This window comes from Nocardia sp. KT25-26, assembly GCF_056627695.1.
Genome location: NZ_CM152813.1, coordinates 873,493 through 890,177 on the forward strand (window position 1 = coordinate 873,493; position 16,685 = coordinate 890,177).

Sequence of the window (16,685 nt, forward strand, 5' to 3'; positions counted from 1 at the left end):
GTGCACCGCCGGCGATGCACGACCACACAATCCGATGCACCGCCGTGGCCGGCCGCTCGCCGTATGCGAATCAGCCCAGGTCGTAGAACGGTTGGGCGTAGCGGAACGAACCGGTGATCTGGGGCTCGTATCCGGAGAACGGGCGAATCTGGAAGTACGGCGCCCAGTCCGCGACATCGGGTGCGATGCCGAGCCGCTCGCCGGGCGCGAACCCGAATCGCCGGTAATACTCGGGCTCCCCGACCAAGCCGACCAGCGGTTCGTCCAGCGCATCCCCGGCACCGAGTGCGGCGTGCAGCAACGCCGAGCCCACTCCGTTGCCCTGGGCTTCGGCGACCACTCCGACCGGCCCGAGCGCGAGCACCGGGAACGGCCCGACCGAGGCGCGGGTCAGGCAGACGTGCCCCACCACCGCATCGTGTTCGACGGCCACCAGCGACAGCGTGGGAATCCATGCCTCATCGCTGCGCAGCCGGTGCACCAGCGCGACCTCCGGCGGCTCCCCGATCGCCGGATCGGCGGCGTAGTGTGCGGCGAACGCACTGCGGTGCACGGCGTCGATGGCCGCGACGTCCGCGGTGTTCTCGCGCCGGATCAGCACGGCAGCGGAGCCGTGGCAGGCGCCTCGGCGGGAGACAAGCGGTATCGGGTGGGCACCACATCAGTGTGCGGTAAGCCGCGACCGGGGGGCAATGCAATTCGCGGTAACCGGCCCGTAGGGTGCATTCCGTGAGCGAAACCGCAGCGCAGTCGCATCCGGAACGTACTCGGCAGGACGTGGCCGACCTGATCGATCACACCCTGTTGGCGCCGCAGGCGCAGCCCGCCGAGGTGGCTGCCTTGATCGCCGAGGCCCGCGAACTGGGCGTCTACGCGGTCTGCGTCTCGCCGTCGATGCTGCCGGTGCGGGCGCCCGGCCTGGTGGTGGCCACCGTGGCCGGCTTCCCGTCCGGTAAGCACCACTCCCTGGTCAAGGGGGCCGAGGCGCGGCTGGCCGTCGATCAGGGTGCCGCCGAGGTGGACATGGTGATCGATATCGGCGCGGCGCTGGCCGGGGACGAATCGGCCGTGGTCGCCGATATCGTCACGGTGCGGGAGGCGATCGGTGATCGGGCGGTGCTGAAGGTGATCATCGAATCCGCGGCCCTGCCCGACGAGGCGATCGTGCTGGCCTGCCGGGCGGCGATGCGGGCGGGCGCGGACTTCGTGAAGACCTCCACCGGCTTCCATCCGGCCGGTGGCGCGAGTGTCGAGGCGGTGCGGTTGATGGCCGAAACCGTCGAGGGGCGGCTGGGTGTCAAAGCGAGCGGCGGCATCCGTACCGCCGAACAGGCGGTGGCACTCCTCGATGCGGGCGCTACCCGGCTGGGGCTGTCGAAGTCCCGGGAAGTTCTGGCAGGTTGGGACTGAATCCGGGTTCGGCCCGGCGGGCCGGTGCTGCCGTCCCCACGGAATCTTCCGGTCAGCAGCGGAAGTCGGTTCCGGCGTTCGGGTCGGCGGCCAGTTCGGTGCGGCCTCCGGTCAGCTCGACCTCGATGCCGTCGTCGGTGACCTGGATCGAGGTGGGCTGCAGTCCCAGGGGGTAGCTCTGCAGGCTTTCGGTGAAGGTTTCGACGATGCTCTGGACGAGATCGGTGGGCAGGCCGATCCCGAGCAGGTGGGCCGATTCGGTCTCCACCGTGACATTGCCGTTCTCGATCACCGGCCGGACCTCCAGCTGGGCCAGTCCGCCGAGCACATCCAGGGTGAGCAGGCCGGTACCGGCCGAGGACGCGACTCCGCTGACCATACCGCCCAGCGTGCGGGTGATCCCGTCGTTGTCCCAGGTCACGTCGGCATGTGAACTGCCGATCGAACCACCGCCGCGACCCTGGTCGGCGACCTCGATGTCCTCGAATTCGGCATGCACCACCATGCCGACGGCGGGACCGAACCGGTTGTCCTCGCTGTCCACGGTGACCGAGTCGATCCGGCCGTCGAAATAGGTCAGCAGCATCGGTTTGGCGCCGAAGCCCACATCGATGCTGGACCCCATCTCCTGTTCGAACTGTCCGCTGATACAGCGGGAGATCTGCTGGCGCGCGTAGGCTTCCGCACCGACCAGGACGGTCACGATCAACAGGACGACCACTCCGGTCAGTGCGAGCAGCAGGGTGCGGCGGCCGACCGGCTTGCGGGCTGGGGTCTGCGTGCTCATGCCGACCGATTCTTCCGCAGCTTTCTGAGCGAGCTATGAGGGGCCGGTGAAAGCTCTCGGGCAGCAATTGTGACCTGAGGCACAGTCGGGCGCGTATTCTGGTCGGCATGGCTGGCGAGGCAGCACGCCGGGTTACGGGGACAGCGGACCACCGGTGGCGGGTACTGCTGCGGATGGCGGGCCGGCACTCCGGTTTCTTCACCACTCGGCAGGTGCTGCGGACCGGATGTGAGCACCGGGTCCGCGCCGGGCTGGACGACGGATCGATCGCCCGGGCCGGGGTGGGCATGCTGCGGTTGGCCGACTGGCCCGACGGACCACTCGACGAGCTGGCCATGTGGGCGGCCTGGTTCGACGGCGCCGCGGCGGTATCGCACCAGAGCGCCGCCGAGCTGCACGGGATCGGCCGCCTGCAGCCCCGGTTCCTGCATCTGTCGGTACACGCCGGCCGGGCTCCGGTGACGCCGCGGCTGGTGCTGGCCCGCCGCCGGTTGCCGGAACGGGAGGTCGAATCGGCAGGCCCGTTTCTGGTGACCACCCCGGTGCGCACGGTGCTGGACCTGGCCGAGAGCGAGATCGCCCAGATCGCGCTGGACGAGGTGGTGGCCGATGCCGTCGCCATCCACCGCTGTGCGGGCGCAGATCTGCGCGGTGCGTGCACGACCCTGCCACCCTGGGCGGCTGCCCGGCTACGGCGGGCCCTCGCCGAGAGCTGACTACCGTTCGGCGGGCGCTACGGCCGACCAGGGCACCGACAGCACGTTGTCGCGCATCCGACGCCGGTAGTGGTGGACGGGTAGTCCTTCGGCCCGTAGTTGGTCGGCGGCGGCCCGCCAGCGGATGCGGGGGCCGTACGGGGCCAGGGGTGCGGCGTGCGCCCAGGCGCGGTCGGCCGCGGTGAGCAGGTGATGGATGCGCTCGCCGGGGACATTGCGGTGGATCAGCGCCTTCGGCAGGCGCTCGGCGAGGTCCGACGGGGTGTCGACGGTGAACGGATCCCAGGCAAGGGTGAGCGACCGCGGCCCGGCGCGATCCAGCAGCACCCAGGCGCAGCGCCGGCCGAGCTCGTCACAGGTGCCGTCGACCAGCAGCCCGTCCGGCGCCAGATTGCCGAGCACGGTCCGCCAGGCCTGCGGCACCGCATCCTCCGGATACTGGCGCAGCACGTTGAACGCACGCACCAGTGTGGGCCGCAGCCCGGCCAGTTCGAATCCGCCGCGGGCGAAGCGCACCCCGTCCCGGTCCGGCACCACCCGCCCGGGATCGATCTCCAGGCCGACAACGCGAACATCCGGCCGGACCCGGCGCAGCCGCCCGGCCAGTTCCACGGTCGTCCACGGCGCCGCCCCATACCCCAGATCCACCACCAGCGGATCGGCCGCGGCACCCAGCCGCCCGGCGACGACATCGTCGTGCATCAGCCACCGATCACTACGCCGCAGCCGATTGACCCCGGTGGTCCCCCGGGTGATCGTTCCGACAGGTCTGCCCGCCCCGGTGCCCGGGTGTTCGGTTACCGGGCGCGTCCGGGACATTCTCTCGACCATCGAGGGGATCGTAGCGACCTGTGCACCGAGTGGGTTTCCGGTCGGTCGAACCACCCCACCGGGTGAGTACGCTCTGATCGTGGGGTCCCGAAACGTCATCTTGCTCGAACTCGTTGTTGTCGCGGCGAAACTCGCGATCGTGTCGATCGTGCTGCTGGGCCTGACCGTGCTGATTCGTCGGCTCGTGCACCGGATTCCTGCCGGTGCCGGTGAGACGGACAGGGAGGTGATCCTGTATGAGCAGTGGATGGTGAAGCCGGACAGTCGTACCTGGCAGGCCCGGCGGGCGCATCTGATTTCGTCATCACGGCAGGCGGTTTTCCGGAGTCGGTGATCCCGGTCGCCCGCCACCAGGACCCGGAGCGGGTGGCGCACATCATCCGGCGGCGCGCCGAACGCGTGGGTGCCGCAGTGGTCTGACCGAGGTCAGTTGCTTTCGGCCTGCGTTTCGCGGGCCAGCCACTTCTCGGTCTCCTCCTGTTCGGCGCGGAACAGATCGACCAGGTTGACCAGCATCAGCTGTTCCAGGCGGGGGCCGACCATGGGGATGTAGACCTTGGCCTCGGGGGAGAAGCGCATGGTGGCGCCGGTGTCGGTGCCGAACAGGCTGATGGTGCCGCGCAGGCTGCCGGGGCCGGCCGGGATCGAGGCGGAGAACTCGCCCTCGGTGTCGTCGCCCTCGTAGGGGCCCCAGCTCTCCTTGCGGGTGATCACCATGTCCTTGCGGATCACCGTCTGCGCGATCTCGGGCAGCATCTCCCGGGGCAGCACATGGTTCAGTACGACCTCGATACCGTCGTCGCTCACCTCATGGGTGACGATCTCGTTGTCGGGGGTGTACTTGCGCATCTCCGCGACGCGCGCCTCCCAGTAGTCCCGGTCGGTCAGCGCCGCGTACAGCTCTTCGGTGGTGTGCAGCGGGTACCGAGCGGAGTAGTCCAGTCGACGTGCCATGTCCGCACACGTTACCGGGGCGCCCGGAAGGAACTCCCCGGGACGGGGCAAACCGGGCGGCCCGATCGCCCCGGATCAGGAGGCGCGGTCGCTGAGCCAGCGGTCGGTGAACTCGGCCTCGCGGGCCAGCAGCTCCAGCAGATGTTCGGCCACCACGGCCTCGATCTTGGCCCCGAACAGGGGGATCTTCACCTCGATCGAACCGTCCACGGTGCCGACACTGGTGTCGCCGTCCGCGGTCAGCGTGACGGTGCCGCGAACCGTCGCGGGCGCACCCTCGACGCGGGCTTCGAACGACCCCGAGCTGCCGGAGAAGGTCTCAGTGCGGGGGATCACCAGGTCGCCCGGCCGGACCGCGGTGACCTGCGGAGGAAGCTGATCGGCGGGGATCGCCTGCACGACCTGCACCGTGACCTCGGTGCCGTCGGAGGCGAACGAATCGATGCGGGCGCCGGGGCCGCCCACTTCGGCGATGCGCGCCTTCCAGTACTGCTCGTCGGCGATCGCCGCGCGCACGGCATCGGCGGAATGGGCGTAGCGTGCCGTGAACGCCAGAGGTGTAGCCATGGGGCATACGCTACCGCCTGATCCCGGTGGGCCGGAGGCGGCAGCGGAGTGTGACCACGGAGGCACTCGGGGGTCAGGTGCATCGGGCACCGCCTGATCCCGGTGGGCCGGAGGCGGTGGCCGGGTACCGGTAGCGTGTGCAGGCGTGCGAACTTCACGGGTGGTTTCCACCGATCGGCTGTGCGAGTTGCTGGCAGGGACCGGCGCGACGGTCCGGGCCGCGGTGCCGCTGGCCGAGCTGACCACGCTGCGGGTCGGTGGCCCGGCCCCGGTTGCCGAGTGCACCGACACGGAGACCTTGGTCGAGACGGTGCGGGCGCTGGACGGTGCCGGTGTACCGGTGCTGTTGCTGGCCGGGGGATCGAACCTGTTGATCGGCGATGCCGGGTTCGACGGTGTAGTGGTGCGAATAGTCACCGACGGGGTCGAGATCGGTGCCGATACCGTGCTGGCCGATGCCGGTGCGAACTGGGATGCCGTGGTAGCGGCCACGGTCGCCGCCGGGCTGGGCGGTCTGGAATGCCTGTCCGGGATTCCGGGGTCGGCGGGTGCGACACCGGTGCAGAATGTCGGCGCCTACGGGGTGGAGATCGCCGGCCTGCTGCGCCGGGTACGACTGTACGACCGGGCGTCCGGCCGGGTCGAGTGGGTGGGGCCGGAGGCACTCGGCTTCGGTTACCGCACCAGCGTACTCAAGCACAGTGACGCCGCCGTGGTGCTGGCGGTCGAGTTCGCGCTGGATCCGAGTGGGGTGAGCGCGCCGCTGCGGTACGGCGAACTCGCCCGCGCGCTGGGCGCCGCCGAGGGGGATACTCGGCCGGCCGCGCAGGTGCGCGAGGCGGTGCTGCGCCTGCGGGCCGGTAAGGGCATGGTCCTCGACGCCGCCGATCACGACACCTGGAGCGCCGGATCCTTCTTCACCAACCCGGTGGTCGCGGCCGAGCGGGTCCCGGAAGTGCTGGCCGCGATCGCCGCACACGTCGGTGATGTGCCGGTGCCGACCTATCCGGCGCCGGACGGCACGAAACTCTCCGCGGGCTGGCTGATCGAACGCGCCGGGTTCCCGAAGGGGTTCCCGGGCGCCGACGCCCCGGCGCGGTTGTCCACCAAGCACACGCTGGCGTTGACCAACCGGGGCGCGGCAACCGCCGCGGACCTGGCGGCCCTGGCGGCGACGGTCCGGGACGGGGTCCGGGACCGATTCGGGGTACTGCTGGAACCGGAGCCGGTGAGCGTCGGCGTGCGGTGGTGACCGGGCCGCGGATTATCCGGCCGGCTGCCAGGGCGGCGTCTGCCCCCACTGCCAGACCGGCACGTCGGCGGCGTCGATCGGCGGTGGGTTCTCGCCCGAATAGATCAGTGCCATTCGGGTGCCCCATTCGATGTAGTAGGTGAACACCGCCCGGAATTCCGGATCGCTCGGCAGTCCCACCTCGTCGGCGGCGTCCTGCAGTAGTTCGACCCAGCGGCGTCGCTGCTGCTCGGTGATGCCGCGGCCGAGATGTTTGCGCGCCATCTGCGGATGACCGCCACGGTGCCGGGAGTACTCGGCGGGGCCGCCGAACACCTCACCCAGCCACTGCGCCACATGATGCGGATGCTTGTCGTCCATCTCGGCGAATACCGGTGCCAGGATCGGATCGACCCGGACCTGTCCGTAGAACACCTCGGTCAGCCTGGCCAGGGCCGGTTCGCCGCCTGCCCACTCGTACAGGCTGGGCGGCTCGGCGCCGCCGGAGGGTGCGCCACCGCTTCCGCCGATATCGGTGCTGCGGTAGTGCTGCATCTCCTCGATCGCCTCGATGTACGGCCGGATCTCGGCCAGGAACGGCGGGAACTGCGGTCCGGTGCGAAAGCCCTGCAGATGGTCCTCGGTCGAGGTCCAGCGGATCCGCAGGATGTACCGGTCCGGTTCCTCCTCACACTGCGTCAGCTCGTAGTCGACGCATTCCGGAGCCGCGGCCAGCGACTCGGCGGCCCGGCGATAGGCGTCCTCGAACGCGTCCCGCCGATCCGGAGCGATCCGATAGCGGATGTACTCGACCGTTGTCATTACCGAGCCCCTTTACAGTTGTAACAGTGTAATCATCTGCCAGTGTGCCCCGAACCGGCCGGTGCCGCAGCGTAATTTCGCAACGGCACCGGCACGCAGGGGTGATACCGGGTTCAACCGGCGAGTACGGCGGAAGACCGGGTCGGCCACCGCCGGTGGTTGCGGTCGATGACGAATACGTGGGTGTGCTGGTAACGCCCGGGGCTCACCTCGACGGCATCGGTGAGGATCGCCGGGTCGACGGCGCCGGCCTCGTGGATGTGGGTGATCTCGGCTGGATCGTGGCGCGGCCAGAGGAGCAGTGCGGCGGCGCCGCCGAGTCCGGCGAGCGTGGCGAGGGCAAGCCAGGTGCTGGTGAATCCTGCCGTGGTGGCCAGCCACCCGGTGAGTGGGTAGGTGATCAGCCAGGCGACATGGGACAGCGAGAACTGGGCGGCGAACAGGGCCGGGCGGTCCGCGTCCCGGGCGGACCGGCGCAGTACCCGGCCGGTAGGGGTCAGGACGATGCCGGTGCCCGCGCCGATCAGGGCCCATACCGTGAGTGCGGCCGCCCAGCTACCGGGCGTGGCGCCGGCGGCGGTGGTGGACAGCACGACCGCGGCAATCAGGCCGGTGACCAGGATCCCGGCGCCGGTCACCATGACCTGACGTTCGCTGCGCCGGTCCAGAATCCGGGGCAGGGCCAGGACGGCGAGCATGGTGCCGAACCCGTTGGCCGCCAGCAGCAGGGCGACGCCGGACTGGCTGCCGTCCAGCACATCGCGGACGTAGTTGACGGTATTGACCATGATCACCGACCCGGCGGCGGCGACCACCAGATTCAGGCCGAGCAGGCCGCGCAGCCGCGGCGTTGCGGCGAACAGGCGCAGTCCGGCGACGAGGCGTTCGGTGACGGCGCCCTCGGCAGCGACGGCATTCGGGATCCGGGTGGCCAGTACCAGGCCGGCGGACACGGCGAAGCCGATACCGGTACCGACGAACAGCCAGTGGAAGCTGATCAGGCCGAGCGCGAGCGCCGCCAGCATCGGGCTGAGCAGGGTCTCCATCGTGGCCGCTAGCTGTGCCGCCGACAGGGCGCGGGTGTAGTCGCGTTCCTTGGTCAGGATGTCCGGCAGCACCGCCTGATAGGTCGGGGTGAAGGCGGCCGAGGCGGTCTGCAGGAGGGTGATCAGGACGTAGATCTGCCAGATCTGGTCGACGAAGGGGAGTGCCAGTACGATCCCGCCGCGGATGGCGTTGAGCGCCATCAGGAACTGCCGGCGCGGCAGCCGGCCGGCGTAGGCGCCGGCGATCGGTGCCACGGTCACGTACGCGACCATTTTGAGGGTCAGCGCGGTGCCCAGCACCAGGGCGGCGTCACCGCCCGCCAGCTCGTAAGCGAGCAGCCCCAGGGCGACGGTGGTGAGGCCGGTGCCGAACAGTGCGGTGACCTGCGCGGTGAACAGCAGCCGGTAATCGCGGTGGGCGAACAGTGAGGTGGACAGCGGCGAGGTGAGCATCGGCACGGCCTTCCCGGTCTGCGTAGACTAATATCTTAGTATGAATGCAGATAACCGGGAAGTGCGGCCGGTTGTTCCCGACGACCAGATCGCGCTGGTGGTCGAGGTCTTCCGGATGCTCGCCGACCCGACGCGGGTGCAGATCCTCTGGGCGCTGACCGGTGGGGAGTGGTCGGTGAACGAACTCGCACACCGGCTGAACAAGCCCGCCGCCTCGGTCTCTCAGCACTTGGCCAAGCTACGGATGGCGCGTCTGGTCCGGACCCGCCGGGACGGCACCACCATCCACTACCGCCTGGAGAACGAGCACATTCGCCAGCTGGTCACCGATGCCGTGCACAATGCCGAACACGCGGGCCCGGGGGTGCCACCGCACCATCGCCCCGACCCCGCGGTCCGTTCGATCAGTCATCGGCTGCCGGGGGAATCCGGCTGATCGGCGAGGCCCGGCTGTGCGGATCGTCCGGGACGATGACCGGCCCCGTCCGGGCCGGCTGCGGGCAGTGGGAGCGGCGCTGCCCGCCCGCCGTCGACCGGTCCGGCCACGCGTCCCGCCGGCCGGGCGGGTACTCAGGACCGCCGGGCGACCCGGGTCGGTTCGGCCTGATCCCGCGGCTTGACGACGATGGTGTCGAGGTCGACGTGCGGCGGCCGGCTCGCCACGAAGCCGACCACCTCGGCGATGTCCTGCGCGTAGAGCGGTTCCATCCCCGCGTAGACCGCCGCGGCCCGCTCTTCGTCGCCGTCGAAACGCACCAGCGAGAACTCGGTCTCCACCGCTCCGGGGGCGATCTCGGTGAGCCGAACCGGCTTGCCGAGCAGTTCACCGCGCAGGGTGCGGTGCAGTACCGCCTGGGCATGTTTGGCCGAGGTGTAGCCGGATCCGTTGTCGTAGGCGTAGAACGCGGCGATCGAGGTGACCGTGACGATCAGGCCGTCGCCGGACGCGATGAGCTTCGGCAGCAGCGCCTTGGTGATCCGCAGGGTGCCCAGGACGTTCGTTTCCCACATCCACCGCCAGTCGTCCAGATCGGCCTCCGCGACCGGAGCCAGGCCCTTGGCGCCGCCGGCATTGTTGACCAGCACGTCCACCCGTTCGATCGCATCGGTGAACGCCCGCACCGACTCCTCGGAAGTGACGTCGAGCGCCAGCGCCGTACCGCCGATCTCGTCGGCGAGCCGCTGGATCCGGTCGAAGCGGCGCGCGCCCACGTAGACGTGGTAGCCCTGCTTCGCGAGTTCGCGGGCGGTGGCTTCGCCGATGCCCGAGCTGGCTCCGGTGACGACGGCAGTGCGAGTGCTCATAGGGGCGATCCTACGGCCGGGTGGCTAGCCTGATCCCATGGCCATTCGTGATGCTGTCAGCGCCGACGGAACCAGGATCGTCTACCGGGTGACCGGCCCGGAGTCGGGTCGTCCACTCGTCCTCTTGCACGGGTGGGCCGAGGACCTGCGCTGCTGGGGTGCCGCGGCCGAGGAGCTGGCCGAGCGGTATCGGGTCGTCGCGGTGGATCTGCGCGGCCACGGATACTCCGATGTGCCGGAAACCGGCTACGACGACCCGAAGAACTGGGCCGCCGATGTCGCCGCCGTGCTGGCCGCCGAGCGCATCGAATCCGGGGCGGTGCTGCTCGGCTGGTCCTACGGCGGCATCGTGCAGACCGACTATGTCGCGGCCTTCGGTACCTCGGCGATCGCAGGTCTGATCTACTGCGGTTCGCTGGCCCATATCGGCCGGGATGTGCCCGGCGCCGAACAGGGCACCGCCATGCAGAAGGCGATTCCGGGGGTGTTCGAGGAGAGCGCCGGCCGGGCCGTACGTGCCTTCGCGGTGTTCGGCAATGCCAATACCGGTCCCGGGCCGGACAAGGGTGTCGATGCCCAGCGGCTGTTCGGGGCGAGTCTGGCCACGCCGCCGGCCGTTCGGAAGGCGCTCTTCTACCGGACGGTGGACAACACCGAGACACTGCGTTCGCTGGATGTCCCGGTGCTCGTCCTGCACGGCACCGACGATCCGGTGGTCCCGGTCGCCAACGGCCGATACATCGCCGACAACGTCCCGGACTCGCGCAGCTCCTTCTGGGAAGGCGCCCAGCACGGGTTGTTCATCGAGGACCGGGAACGGTTCCTCGCCGAAGTGGACGGGTTCCTCGGCCGACTCGGGTGAGCCGCCACACCCGGGGCTGTGACTACTGTCACTGCGCCCGGTGGCAGCGTCGTCGGCGGATATCGGCCGTGCACTATAGAAGGTGTGAGTCAGCGTAGCTCGGAGTCGCGGGGTAGCTCGGAATCTCGGCCTCGTCGGATAGCGGTGTTGTCGGTGCACACCTCACCGCTGGCGCAGCCGGGTACCGGGGATGCGGGCGGTATGAACGTCTACGTCCTGCAGACCGCGCTGGAGCTGGCCAAACGGGGCACCGAGGTGGAGATCTTCACCCGGGCCACCTCGTCGGAGCAGCCGCCGATCCAGGAAGCCGCACCGGGTGTGCTGGTCCGGCATGTGGTGGCCGGGCCGTTCGAGGGCCTGGACAAACAGGACCTGCCGACGCAGCTGTGCCCGTTCACCGCGGAGGTGCTGCGGCAGGAGGCCCGACGCCTGCCCGGACACTACGACCTGATCCACTCGCACTACTGGCTGTCCGGCCAGGTGGGCTGGCTGGCCCGGGACCGGTGGCGGGTCCCGCTGGTGCACACCGCGCACACCCTGGCGGCGGTGAAGAACGCGGCGCTCGCGGACGGCGACACCCCGGAACCGGAGACCCGGGTGATCGGAGAGAAACAGGTGATCGCCGAGGCCGACCGGCTGGTCGCCAACACCGAGGACGAGGCCACCCAGCTGGTCGAGCTGTACGGGGCGCAACCGGCACGGATCGATATCGCACCGCCCGGCGCCGATCTCACCCGGTACCGGCCCGGAGACCGGCCGGCCGCCCGGCGGGAACTCGGCGTGCGCGCCGATGAACAGGTGGTCGCCTTCGTCGGCCGGATCCAGCCGTTGAAGGCACCGGATGTGCTGGTGCGCGCGGCCGCCGAGCTGGTGCGGCGCGACCCGAACCGGGCGCTGCGGGTCCTGATCGTCGGCGGTCCCTCCGGCACGGGCCTGGCCCGGCCCGATGCGCTCATCGAGCAGGCCGCCGAACTCGGGATCAGCGACCGGGTGACCTTCCTGCCGCCGCAGTCGCCGCAACGGCTGGTGCAGGTGTATCGGGCGGCGGATCTGGTGGCGGTGCCCAGCTACAACGAATCCTTCGGCCTGGTTGCCCTGGAAGCCCAGGCCAGCGGGACCCCGGTGGTGGCCGCCGATGTCGGCGGGCTCGGCACGGCGGTGCAGCATCGGCGCACCGGGCTGCTGGTGCCCGGGCATCGCACCCCGGACTGGGCGGACGCGCTCGGGCAGTTGCTGGACGATCCGGTCCGGCTGCGCGAGATGCGGCAGCATGCGGTGGCGCATGCGGGTGCCTTCTCCTGGGCGCACACCGCCGAGCGGTTGCTGGACAGCTACGGTGCCGCCACCGCGGGTCTGCGCGCCGAACGGCGCGCCGGCAGCTACGGCGACGGAGGCCAGGCCAGATCGCGGGCGCTGTTCCGGCGCCGGACGGGAGTACGCAAGTGAACGAGGTGCAGCAGACCGCGCAGGTGATCGACGACACCCTGCGCGACCGGGAGATCGAGTACACGCGGCACGGTGCGAACACCTTTGTGGTGGTGCTGCCGGGTGAGCGCAAGCTGAAGACGACCGTGATGCTCACCCTCGGCAAGCACGGGATGCGGATCGAATCGTTCGTCTGCCGCAAACCGGACGAGAACTTCGAGGGCGTCTACAAGTACCTGCTGCGGCGCAACCGCCGTCTCTACGCGGTGGCCTACACCCTCGACAACGTCGGCGACATCTACCTCGTCGGCCGGTTCGCTGCCGAATCCGTGACCCCCGACGAGCTGGACCGGGTGTTCGGGCAGATCCTGGAGGCCGTCGACAACGACTTCAACGTGCTGCTGGAACTCGGCTTCGCCGAATCCATCCGCAAGGAATGGAAGTGGCGGGTGGACCGCGGCGAATCCTTGAAGAACCTGCGCGCGTTCGAGCATCTCATCGAGGCCGAATCCGACCGGAGCTGATCGGCGATGGTGGTGCTGGCCCTGGATATCGGGGCCACCAAACTGGCCGCCGGAATCGCCGGAGCCGACGGCGCCGTGGCAGGAATACGGCAGGTGCCGGTGCCTGCCGAACAGGTGTGGCCGGCCTGCCGCGACCTGCTCCGGCAGGTGGCGGCGGGGGAGCAGGTCACCGCGGTCGGCATCGGCGCGGCGGGACCGGTCGATATCGCCGCCGGGACGATCGGTCCGCTCAACATGCCGGAATGGCGGGATGGCTTTCCGATCGCCGATCGGGTGGCCGAACTGTTCGGCGGCGCGGCGGTCCGGCTCGCAATCGACGGCGCCTGCCTGGCCCTGGCCGAACACCGTATCGGTGGACTGCGCGGCGTCGCCGACGGGCTGGCCATGACGGTGTCCTCCGGTATCGGGGGCGGTATCGTCTCCGGTGGCCGGGTGCTGTTCGGCCGGACCGGGAACGCCGGGCATATCGGCCATATCGTCGTCCCCGGCGACGACACCCCGTGTGGCTGTGGTGGCTCCGGTTGTGTGGAGGCGGTCGCGAGCGGCATGTCCGCCGCCCGCTGGGCCCGGCTCCAGGGCTGGCGCGGGCAGACCGGCGCCGAGCTCGCCGCCGATGCCCAGCGTGGCGACCCGATCGCCACCGCGGCCCTGCACCGCGCCGGAACCGCCCTCGGCGCCGCGGTGGCCTCGGCCGCCGCCCTGCTCGATATCGACCGGGTGGTGATCGGCGGGGGCTTCGCCGGGTCGGGCGAACCGCTGTGGAGACCACTGCGTGCGGCGGTCTCCCGGCATGCCCGGCTGCGCTTCATCGACGCACTCGAGGTGGCGCCGTCGCGGTTGGCTGCCGGTGCGACCTTGACCGGGGCCGCAATCCTCGCCGCCGGGCCGGATAGCGGTACGCGTGGTGCGTTTTCCAACTGAACCAACCGGCCCGCCGTGGCGTAGTCGCACGGTTGCCGAGTGGGCCTGATCGGCGGATCCCCCGAGGTGCGGCGCCGTACGTTCGTGCCAGAATAAGCGCATGACGTACACCCTCGTGCTGCTGCGCCACGGCGAGAGCGAATGGAATGCCCTGAACCTGTTCACCGGCTGGGTGGACGTGCATCTGACCGATAAGGGCATCGCCGAGGGCAAGCGCGCCGGTGAACTGCTGAAGGAGCACGATATCGCCCCCGATATCGTCTACACCTCGCTGCTGCGCCGCGCGATCAGCACCGCCAACAACGCGCTCGACGCTGCGGACCGGCACTGGATCCCGGTCGTGCGCGACTGGCGGCTCAACGAGCGTCACTACGGTGACCTGCAGGGCAAGAACAAGGAGCAGGTCCGCGAGCAGTACGGGCAGGACCAGTTCATGCAGTGGCGGCGCAGCTACGACACCCCGCCGCCGCCGATCGCCGGTGACAACGAGTACACCCAGGAAGGCGATCCGCGCTATGCGGGCATCGAGGTCCCCAAGACCGAATGCCTGAAGGACGTCGTCGAGCGGATGGTCCCGTACTGGGAGAACACCATCTCCAAGGATCTGGTCGCCGGTAAGACGGTCCTGGTCGCCGCGCACGGCAACTCGCTGCGGGCGCTGGTCAAGCATCTCGACCAGATCTCCGACGCCGATATCACCGGCCTGAACATCCCCACCGGTATCCCGCTGCGCTACGAGCTCGACGAGAACCTGCGCCCGGTCCGGCCGTCCGAATACCTCGACCCGGAGGCCGCCGCTGCCGGTGCCGCCGCGGTGGCGAGCCAGGGCGGCAAGTAGCCGATACGAAAGGGGACGGGGTCCCGGCCGCGGCCGGGACCCCGTCCCCTTTTCTGGATCACGCCTCCAGCTTGTATCCCAGGCCGCGGACGGTGACCAGGTGTTCCGGCTTCGCCGGATCCGATTCGATCTTCGACCGCAGCCGCTTGACGTGCACGTCCAGGGTCTTGGTGTCGCCGACGTAGTCGGCGCCCCAGACCCGGTCGATCAGCTGGCCGCGGGTCAGCACCCGGCCGGAGTTGCGCAGCAGGTACTCCAGCAGGTCGAACTCCTTCAGCGGCAGCGTCACCTGGTCGCCGTTGACGTGCACCGTGTGCCGGTCGACGTCCATCCGCACCGGACCGGCCTCGAGCACGCCGTTCTCCGCGCCGGTATCCATCTCGTCCCCGGCGCCGCGCCGCAGTACCGCCCGGATGCGGGCGATCAGTTCGCGCGCCGAATAGGGCTTGGTGACGTAGTCGTCGGCGCCCAGCTCCAGGCCGACGACCTTGTCGATCTCGCTGTCCCGGGCGGTCACCATGATCACCGGTACGCCGCTGCGGGTGCGCAGCTGCTTGCAGACATCGGTTCCGCTCATGCCCGGCAACATCAGATCCAGCAGCACGATATCGGCGCCGGATCGGTCGAACTCGGCGAGTGCGGACGGCCCGTCACCGACCACCGTGACCTCGAAGCCTTCCTTGCGCAGCAGGAACGCGAGCGGATCGGCCAGCGACTCCTCATCTTCGACGATCAACACACTCGTCATCTGCGTGCCTCCACACCGTTCGTTCTGCCCTCGGCGGTGATGCGCGGGGCGATGGTTTCCTTGATGGTCTCGCTGCCGGTGCCGGTCGACGCGGTGTCCTCCGGACCGGATTCGAGGTGGGCCGGGATACGCAGGGTGAACGTGGACCCCGTACCCAGCTTGCTCCACAGGGTGATCTCCCCGTTGTGGTTGGCCGCCACGTGTTTCACGATGGCCAGGCCCAGCCCGGTGCCGCCGGTGGACCGGGACCGCGCCTTGTCGGAGCGGAAGAACCGCTCGAACACCCGCTCCTGGTCCTCCTTGGCGATGCCGATCCCGCGGTCGGTGACCGCCATGGCCACATGCTCACCGCGCAGCGATCGGCTCACCGAGACGTGCGAACCGCTCGGCGAATAGGCGATCGCGTTCTCGACCAGATTGGACAGTGCGGTCACCAGCAGGGTCTCGTCGCCGAGGATCTCCAGGCCGCTGGGCCGATCGGTGCTCACCGTGATCCCGGCGGCCTCGGCGGCGGTGCGGGACCGTTCCACGGCCTGCTGCACCACCGAATCGACGTCGACGACGGCCAGGTCCGGGAGCTTCTCCGCGCCCTGCAGCCGGGACAGCGCGATCAGTTCGGTCACCATCTTGCCGAGCCGGCGGGATTCGGCCATCACCCGCCCGCCGAAGTGCCGGACCGCATCGGGGTCGTCCGCCGATTCCAGCATCGCCTCGGCGAGCAGGCTCATCGCGCCGACCGGGGTCTTGAGCTCGTGGCTGACGTTGGCGACGAAATCGCGGCGCGTCGCCTCCATCCTGGCCTGTTCGGAGTCGTCGTCGGCGAACAGCACGATGAAGCTGGTCTCTTCGCGGGACAGCCGCCGGGCCACGCCGCGCACCGCGATCCGGCTGCGGCCGGGCACCGGGTTCTTGGCGGTGAGGTCGAACTCGGTGGACTCACCGGAGGCCAGCGCCTTCTCCACCGCCGCCCAGGCCCGCTCGTCGAGCAGCCGGTTGCGCACCAAGCCGAGTTCCTCGGCCCGCGGGTTCACCAGCACCACGTCCCGGTACTCGTCGACCACGGCGATACCGCTCTCCGAGGCGAGCACGATCAGGTCCAGTACCTGCGACATCGTCAGCCCGCTCTCGTCCTGGCGGCGGGCCGCCTGGCGGGCGTTCACGTAGGGAATGAGCAGCCCGCCGACCGCCAGACCCACGACAGCCGCGAGGACTGCCATCAGCACGGCCTGCGGAACACTCACACTT

20 protein-coding genes are annotated in these 16,685 nt (G+C 69.9%); 10 read left to right on the forward strand and 10 right to left on the reverse strand.

The genetic code is table 11. The features are described 5' to 3' along the window. Nucleotides 1-70: 70 nt before the first annotated feature. Complete coding sequence (locus tag AC1HFH_RS04015; protein ID WP_480246087.1) at nt 71-601, reverse strand: GNAT family N-acetyltransferase; 531 nt, start codon at nt 599-601, stop codon at nt 71-73. Between the two features lie 128 nt (nt 602-729). On the opposite strand from AC1HFH_RS04015, the gene deoC reads away from it, so the two are divergent. Then, complete coding sequence (gene deoC, locus AC1HFH_RS04020) at nt 730-1,410, forward strand: deoxyribose-phosphate aldolase (protein WP_480246088.1); 681 nt, start codon at nt 730-732, stop codon at nt 1,408-1,410. A gap of 52 nt (nt 1,411-1,462) precedes the next feature. Here deoC and AC1HFH_RS04025 read toward each other — a convergent pair whose 3' ends face one another. Continuing rightward, nucleotides 1,463-2,197 (reverse strand): LmeA family phospholipid-binding protein, encoded by a 735-nt coding sequence (locus tag AC1HFH_RS04025; protein WP_480246089.1) that lies wholly within the window; start codon nt 2,195-2,197, stop codon nt 1,463-1,465. Between the two features lie 107 nt (nt 2,198-2,304). Here AC1HFH_RS04025 and AC1HFH_RS04030 point away from each other — a divergent pair, with 107 nt between their 5' ends. Beyond that, complete coding sequence (locus tag AC1HFH_RS04030) at nt 2,305-2,913, forward strand: hypothetical protein (RefSeq protein ID WP_480246090.1); 609 nt, start codon at nt 2,305-2,307, stop codon at nt 2,911-2,913. Here AC1HFH_RS04030 and AC1HFH_RS04035 read toward each other — a convergent pair whose 3' ends face one another. Beyond that, on the reverse strand, nt 2,914-3,732 hold the full coding sequence (locus AC1HFH_RS04035) for a class I SAM-dependent methyltransferase (RefSeq protein WP_480247693.1): 819 nt from the start codon (nt 3,730-3,732) through the stop codon (nt 2,914-2,916). Between the two features lie 91 nt (nt 3,733-3,823). On the opposite strand from AC1HFH_RS04035, the gene AC1HFH_RS04040 reads away from it, so the two are divergent. Further along, on the forward strand, nt 3,824-4,078 hold the full coding sequence (locus tag AC1HFH_RS04040) for a hypothetical protein (RefSeq protein ID WP_480246091.1): 255 nt from the start codon (nt 3,824-3,826) through the stop codon (nt 4,076-4,078). Nucleotides 4,079-4,170: 92 nt separating this feature from the next. Here the strand turns inward: AC1HFH_RS04040 and AC1HFH_RS04045 are convergent, their stop codons facing one another. Both AC1HFH_RS04045 and AC1HFH_RS04050 read right to left on the reverse strand, forming a co-directional pair. Then, nucleotides 4,171-4,698: a DUF2505 domain-containing protein gene (locus AC1HFH_RS04045; RefSeq protein WP_480246092.1), complete on the reverse strand. Its 528-nt coding sequence runs from the start codon at nt 4,696-4,698 to the stop codon at nt 4,171-4,173. A 75-nt stretch (nt 4,699-4,773) separates the two neighbouring features. Beyond that, the gene (locus AC1HFH_RS04050) at nt 4,774-5,265 is read right to left on the reverse strand and encodes a DUF2505 domain-containing protein (RefSeq protein WP_480246093.1); all 492 of its coding nucleotides are present in this window, start codon (nt 5,263-5,265) and stop codon (nt 4,774-4,776) included. Between the two features lie 178 nt (nt 5,266-5,443). Here AC1HFH_RS04050 and AC1HFH_RS04055 point away from each other — a divergent pair, with 178 nt between their 5' ends. Then, the gene (locus AC1HFH_RS04055; RefSeq protein ID WP_480247694.1) at nt 5,444-6,517 is read left to right on the forward strand and encodes a UDP-N-acetylmuramate dehydrogenase; all 1,074 of its coding nucleotides are present in this window, start codon (nt 5,444-5,446) and stop codon (nt 6,515-6,517) included. A 12-nt stretch (nt 6,518-6,529) separates the two neighbouring features. On the opposite strand, the gene AC1HFH_RS04060 is transcribed toward AC1HFH_RS04055, so the two are convergent. Together AC1HFH_RS04060 and AC1HFH_RS04065 are read right to left on the reverse strand one after the other, a co-directional pair. Further along, nucleotides 6,530-7,318, reverse strand: coding sequence for a globin domain-containing protein (locus AC1HFH_RS04060; RefSeq protein WP_480246094.1), 789 nt, complete (start codon nt 7,316-7,318; stop codon nt 6,530-6,532). A 113-nt stretch (nt 7,319-7,431) separates the two neighbouring features. Beyond that, complete coding sequence (locus AC1HFH_RS04065; protein WP_480246095.1) at nt 7,432-8,817, reverse strand: MFS transporter; 1,386 nt, start codon at nt 8,815-8,817, stop codon at nt 7,432-7,434. Nucleotides 8,818-8,857: 40 nt separating this feature from the next. Between AC1HFH_RS04065 and AC1HFH_RS04070 the strand changes: the two genes are divergently transcribed. Beyond that, nucleotides 8,858-9,253: an ArsR/SmtB family transcription factor gene (locus tag AC1HFH_RS04070; protein ID WP_480246096.1), complete on the forward strand. Its 396-nt coding sequence runs from the start codon at nt 8,858-8,860 to the stop codon at nt 9,251-9,253. A gap of 134 nt (nt 9,254-9,387) precedes the next feature. Here the strand turns inward: AC1HFH_RS04070 and AC1HFH_RS04075 are convergent, their stop codons facing one another. After that, nucleotides 9,388-10,122 carry an SDR family NAD(P)-dependent oxidoreductase gene (locus AC1HFH_RS04075; protein WP_480246097.1) on the reverse strand — a complete coding sequence of 245 codons (735 nt, stop codon included), beginning with the start codon at nt 10,120-10,122 and terminating at the stop codon, nt 9,388-9,390. Nucleotides 10,123-10,159: 37 nt separating this feature from the next. Here AC1HFH_RS04075 and AC1HFH_RS04080 point away from each other — a divergent pair, with 37 nt between their 5' ends. The 5 genes from AC1HFH_RS04080 to AC1HFH_RS04100 all read left to right on the forward strand — a co-directional run bounded on the left by AC1HFH_RS04080 (nt 10,160) and on the right by AC1HFH_RS04100 (nt 14,692). After that, a complete protein-coding gene (locus AC1HFH_RS04080; RefSeq protein WP_480246098.1) occupies nt 10,160-10,984 on the forward strand; it encodes an alpha/beta fold hydrolase in 825 nt (274 codons plus the stop codon). A 75-nt stretch (nt 10,985-11,059) separates the two neighbouring features. Then, nucleotides 11,060-12,430, forward strand: a complete 1,371-nt coding sequence (gene mshA / locus AC1HFH_RS04085) for a D-inositol-3-phosphate glycosyltransferase (protein WP_480247695.1) — start codon at nt 11,060-11,062, stop codon at nt 12,428-12,430. Nucleotides 12,431-12,435: 5 nt separating this feature from the next. After that, nucleotides 12,436-12,933, forward strand: a complete 498-nt coding sequence (locus AC1HFH_RS04090) for a type III secretion system chaperone family protein (protein ID WP_480247696.1) — start codon at nt 12,436-12,438, stop codon at nt 12,931-12,933. Nucleotides 12,934-12,939: 6 nt separating this feature from the next. Next, nucleotides 12,940-13,854: an ROK family protein gene (locus tag AC1HFH_RS04095; RefSeq protein WP_480246099.1), complete on the forward strand. Its 915-nt coding sequence runs from the start codon at nt 12,940-12,942 to the stop codon at nt 13,852-13,854. Nucleotides 13,855-13,954: 100 nt separating this feature from the next. Next, on the forward strand, nt 13,955-14,692 hold the full coding sequence (locus tag AC1HFH_RS04100) for a phosphoglyceromutase (RefSeq protein WP_480246100.1): 738 nt from the start codon (nt 13,955-13,957) through the stop codon (nt 14,690-14,692). Nucleotides 14,693-14,750: 58 nt separating this feature from the next. Here AC1HFH_RS04100 and AC1HFH_RS04105 read toward each other — a convergent pair whose 3' ends face one another. Next, complete coding sequence (locus AC1HFH_RS04105; protein WP_480246101.1) at nt 14,751-15,440, reverse strand: response regulator; 690 nt, start codon at nt 15,438-15,440, stop codon at nt 14,751-14,753. After that, nucleotides 15,437-16,681: a sensor histidine kinase gene (locus AC1HFH_RS04110; protein WP_480246102.1), complete on the reverse strand. Its 1,245-nt coding sequence runs from the start codon at nt 16,679-16,681 to the stop codon at nt 15,437-15,439. The genes AC1HFH_RS04105 and AC1HFH_RS04110 overlap by 4 nt, the downstream gene beginning before the upstream one ends. Between the last annotated feature and the right edge of the window lie 4 nt (nt 16,682-16,685).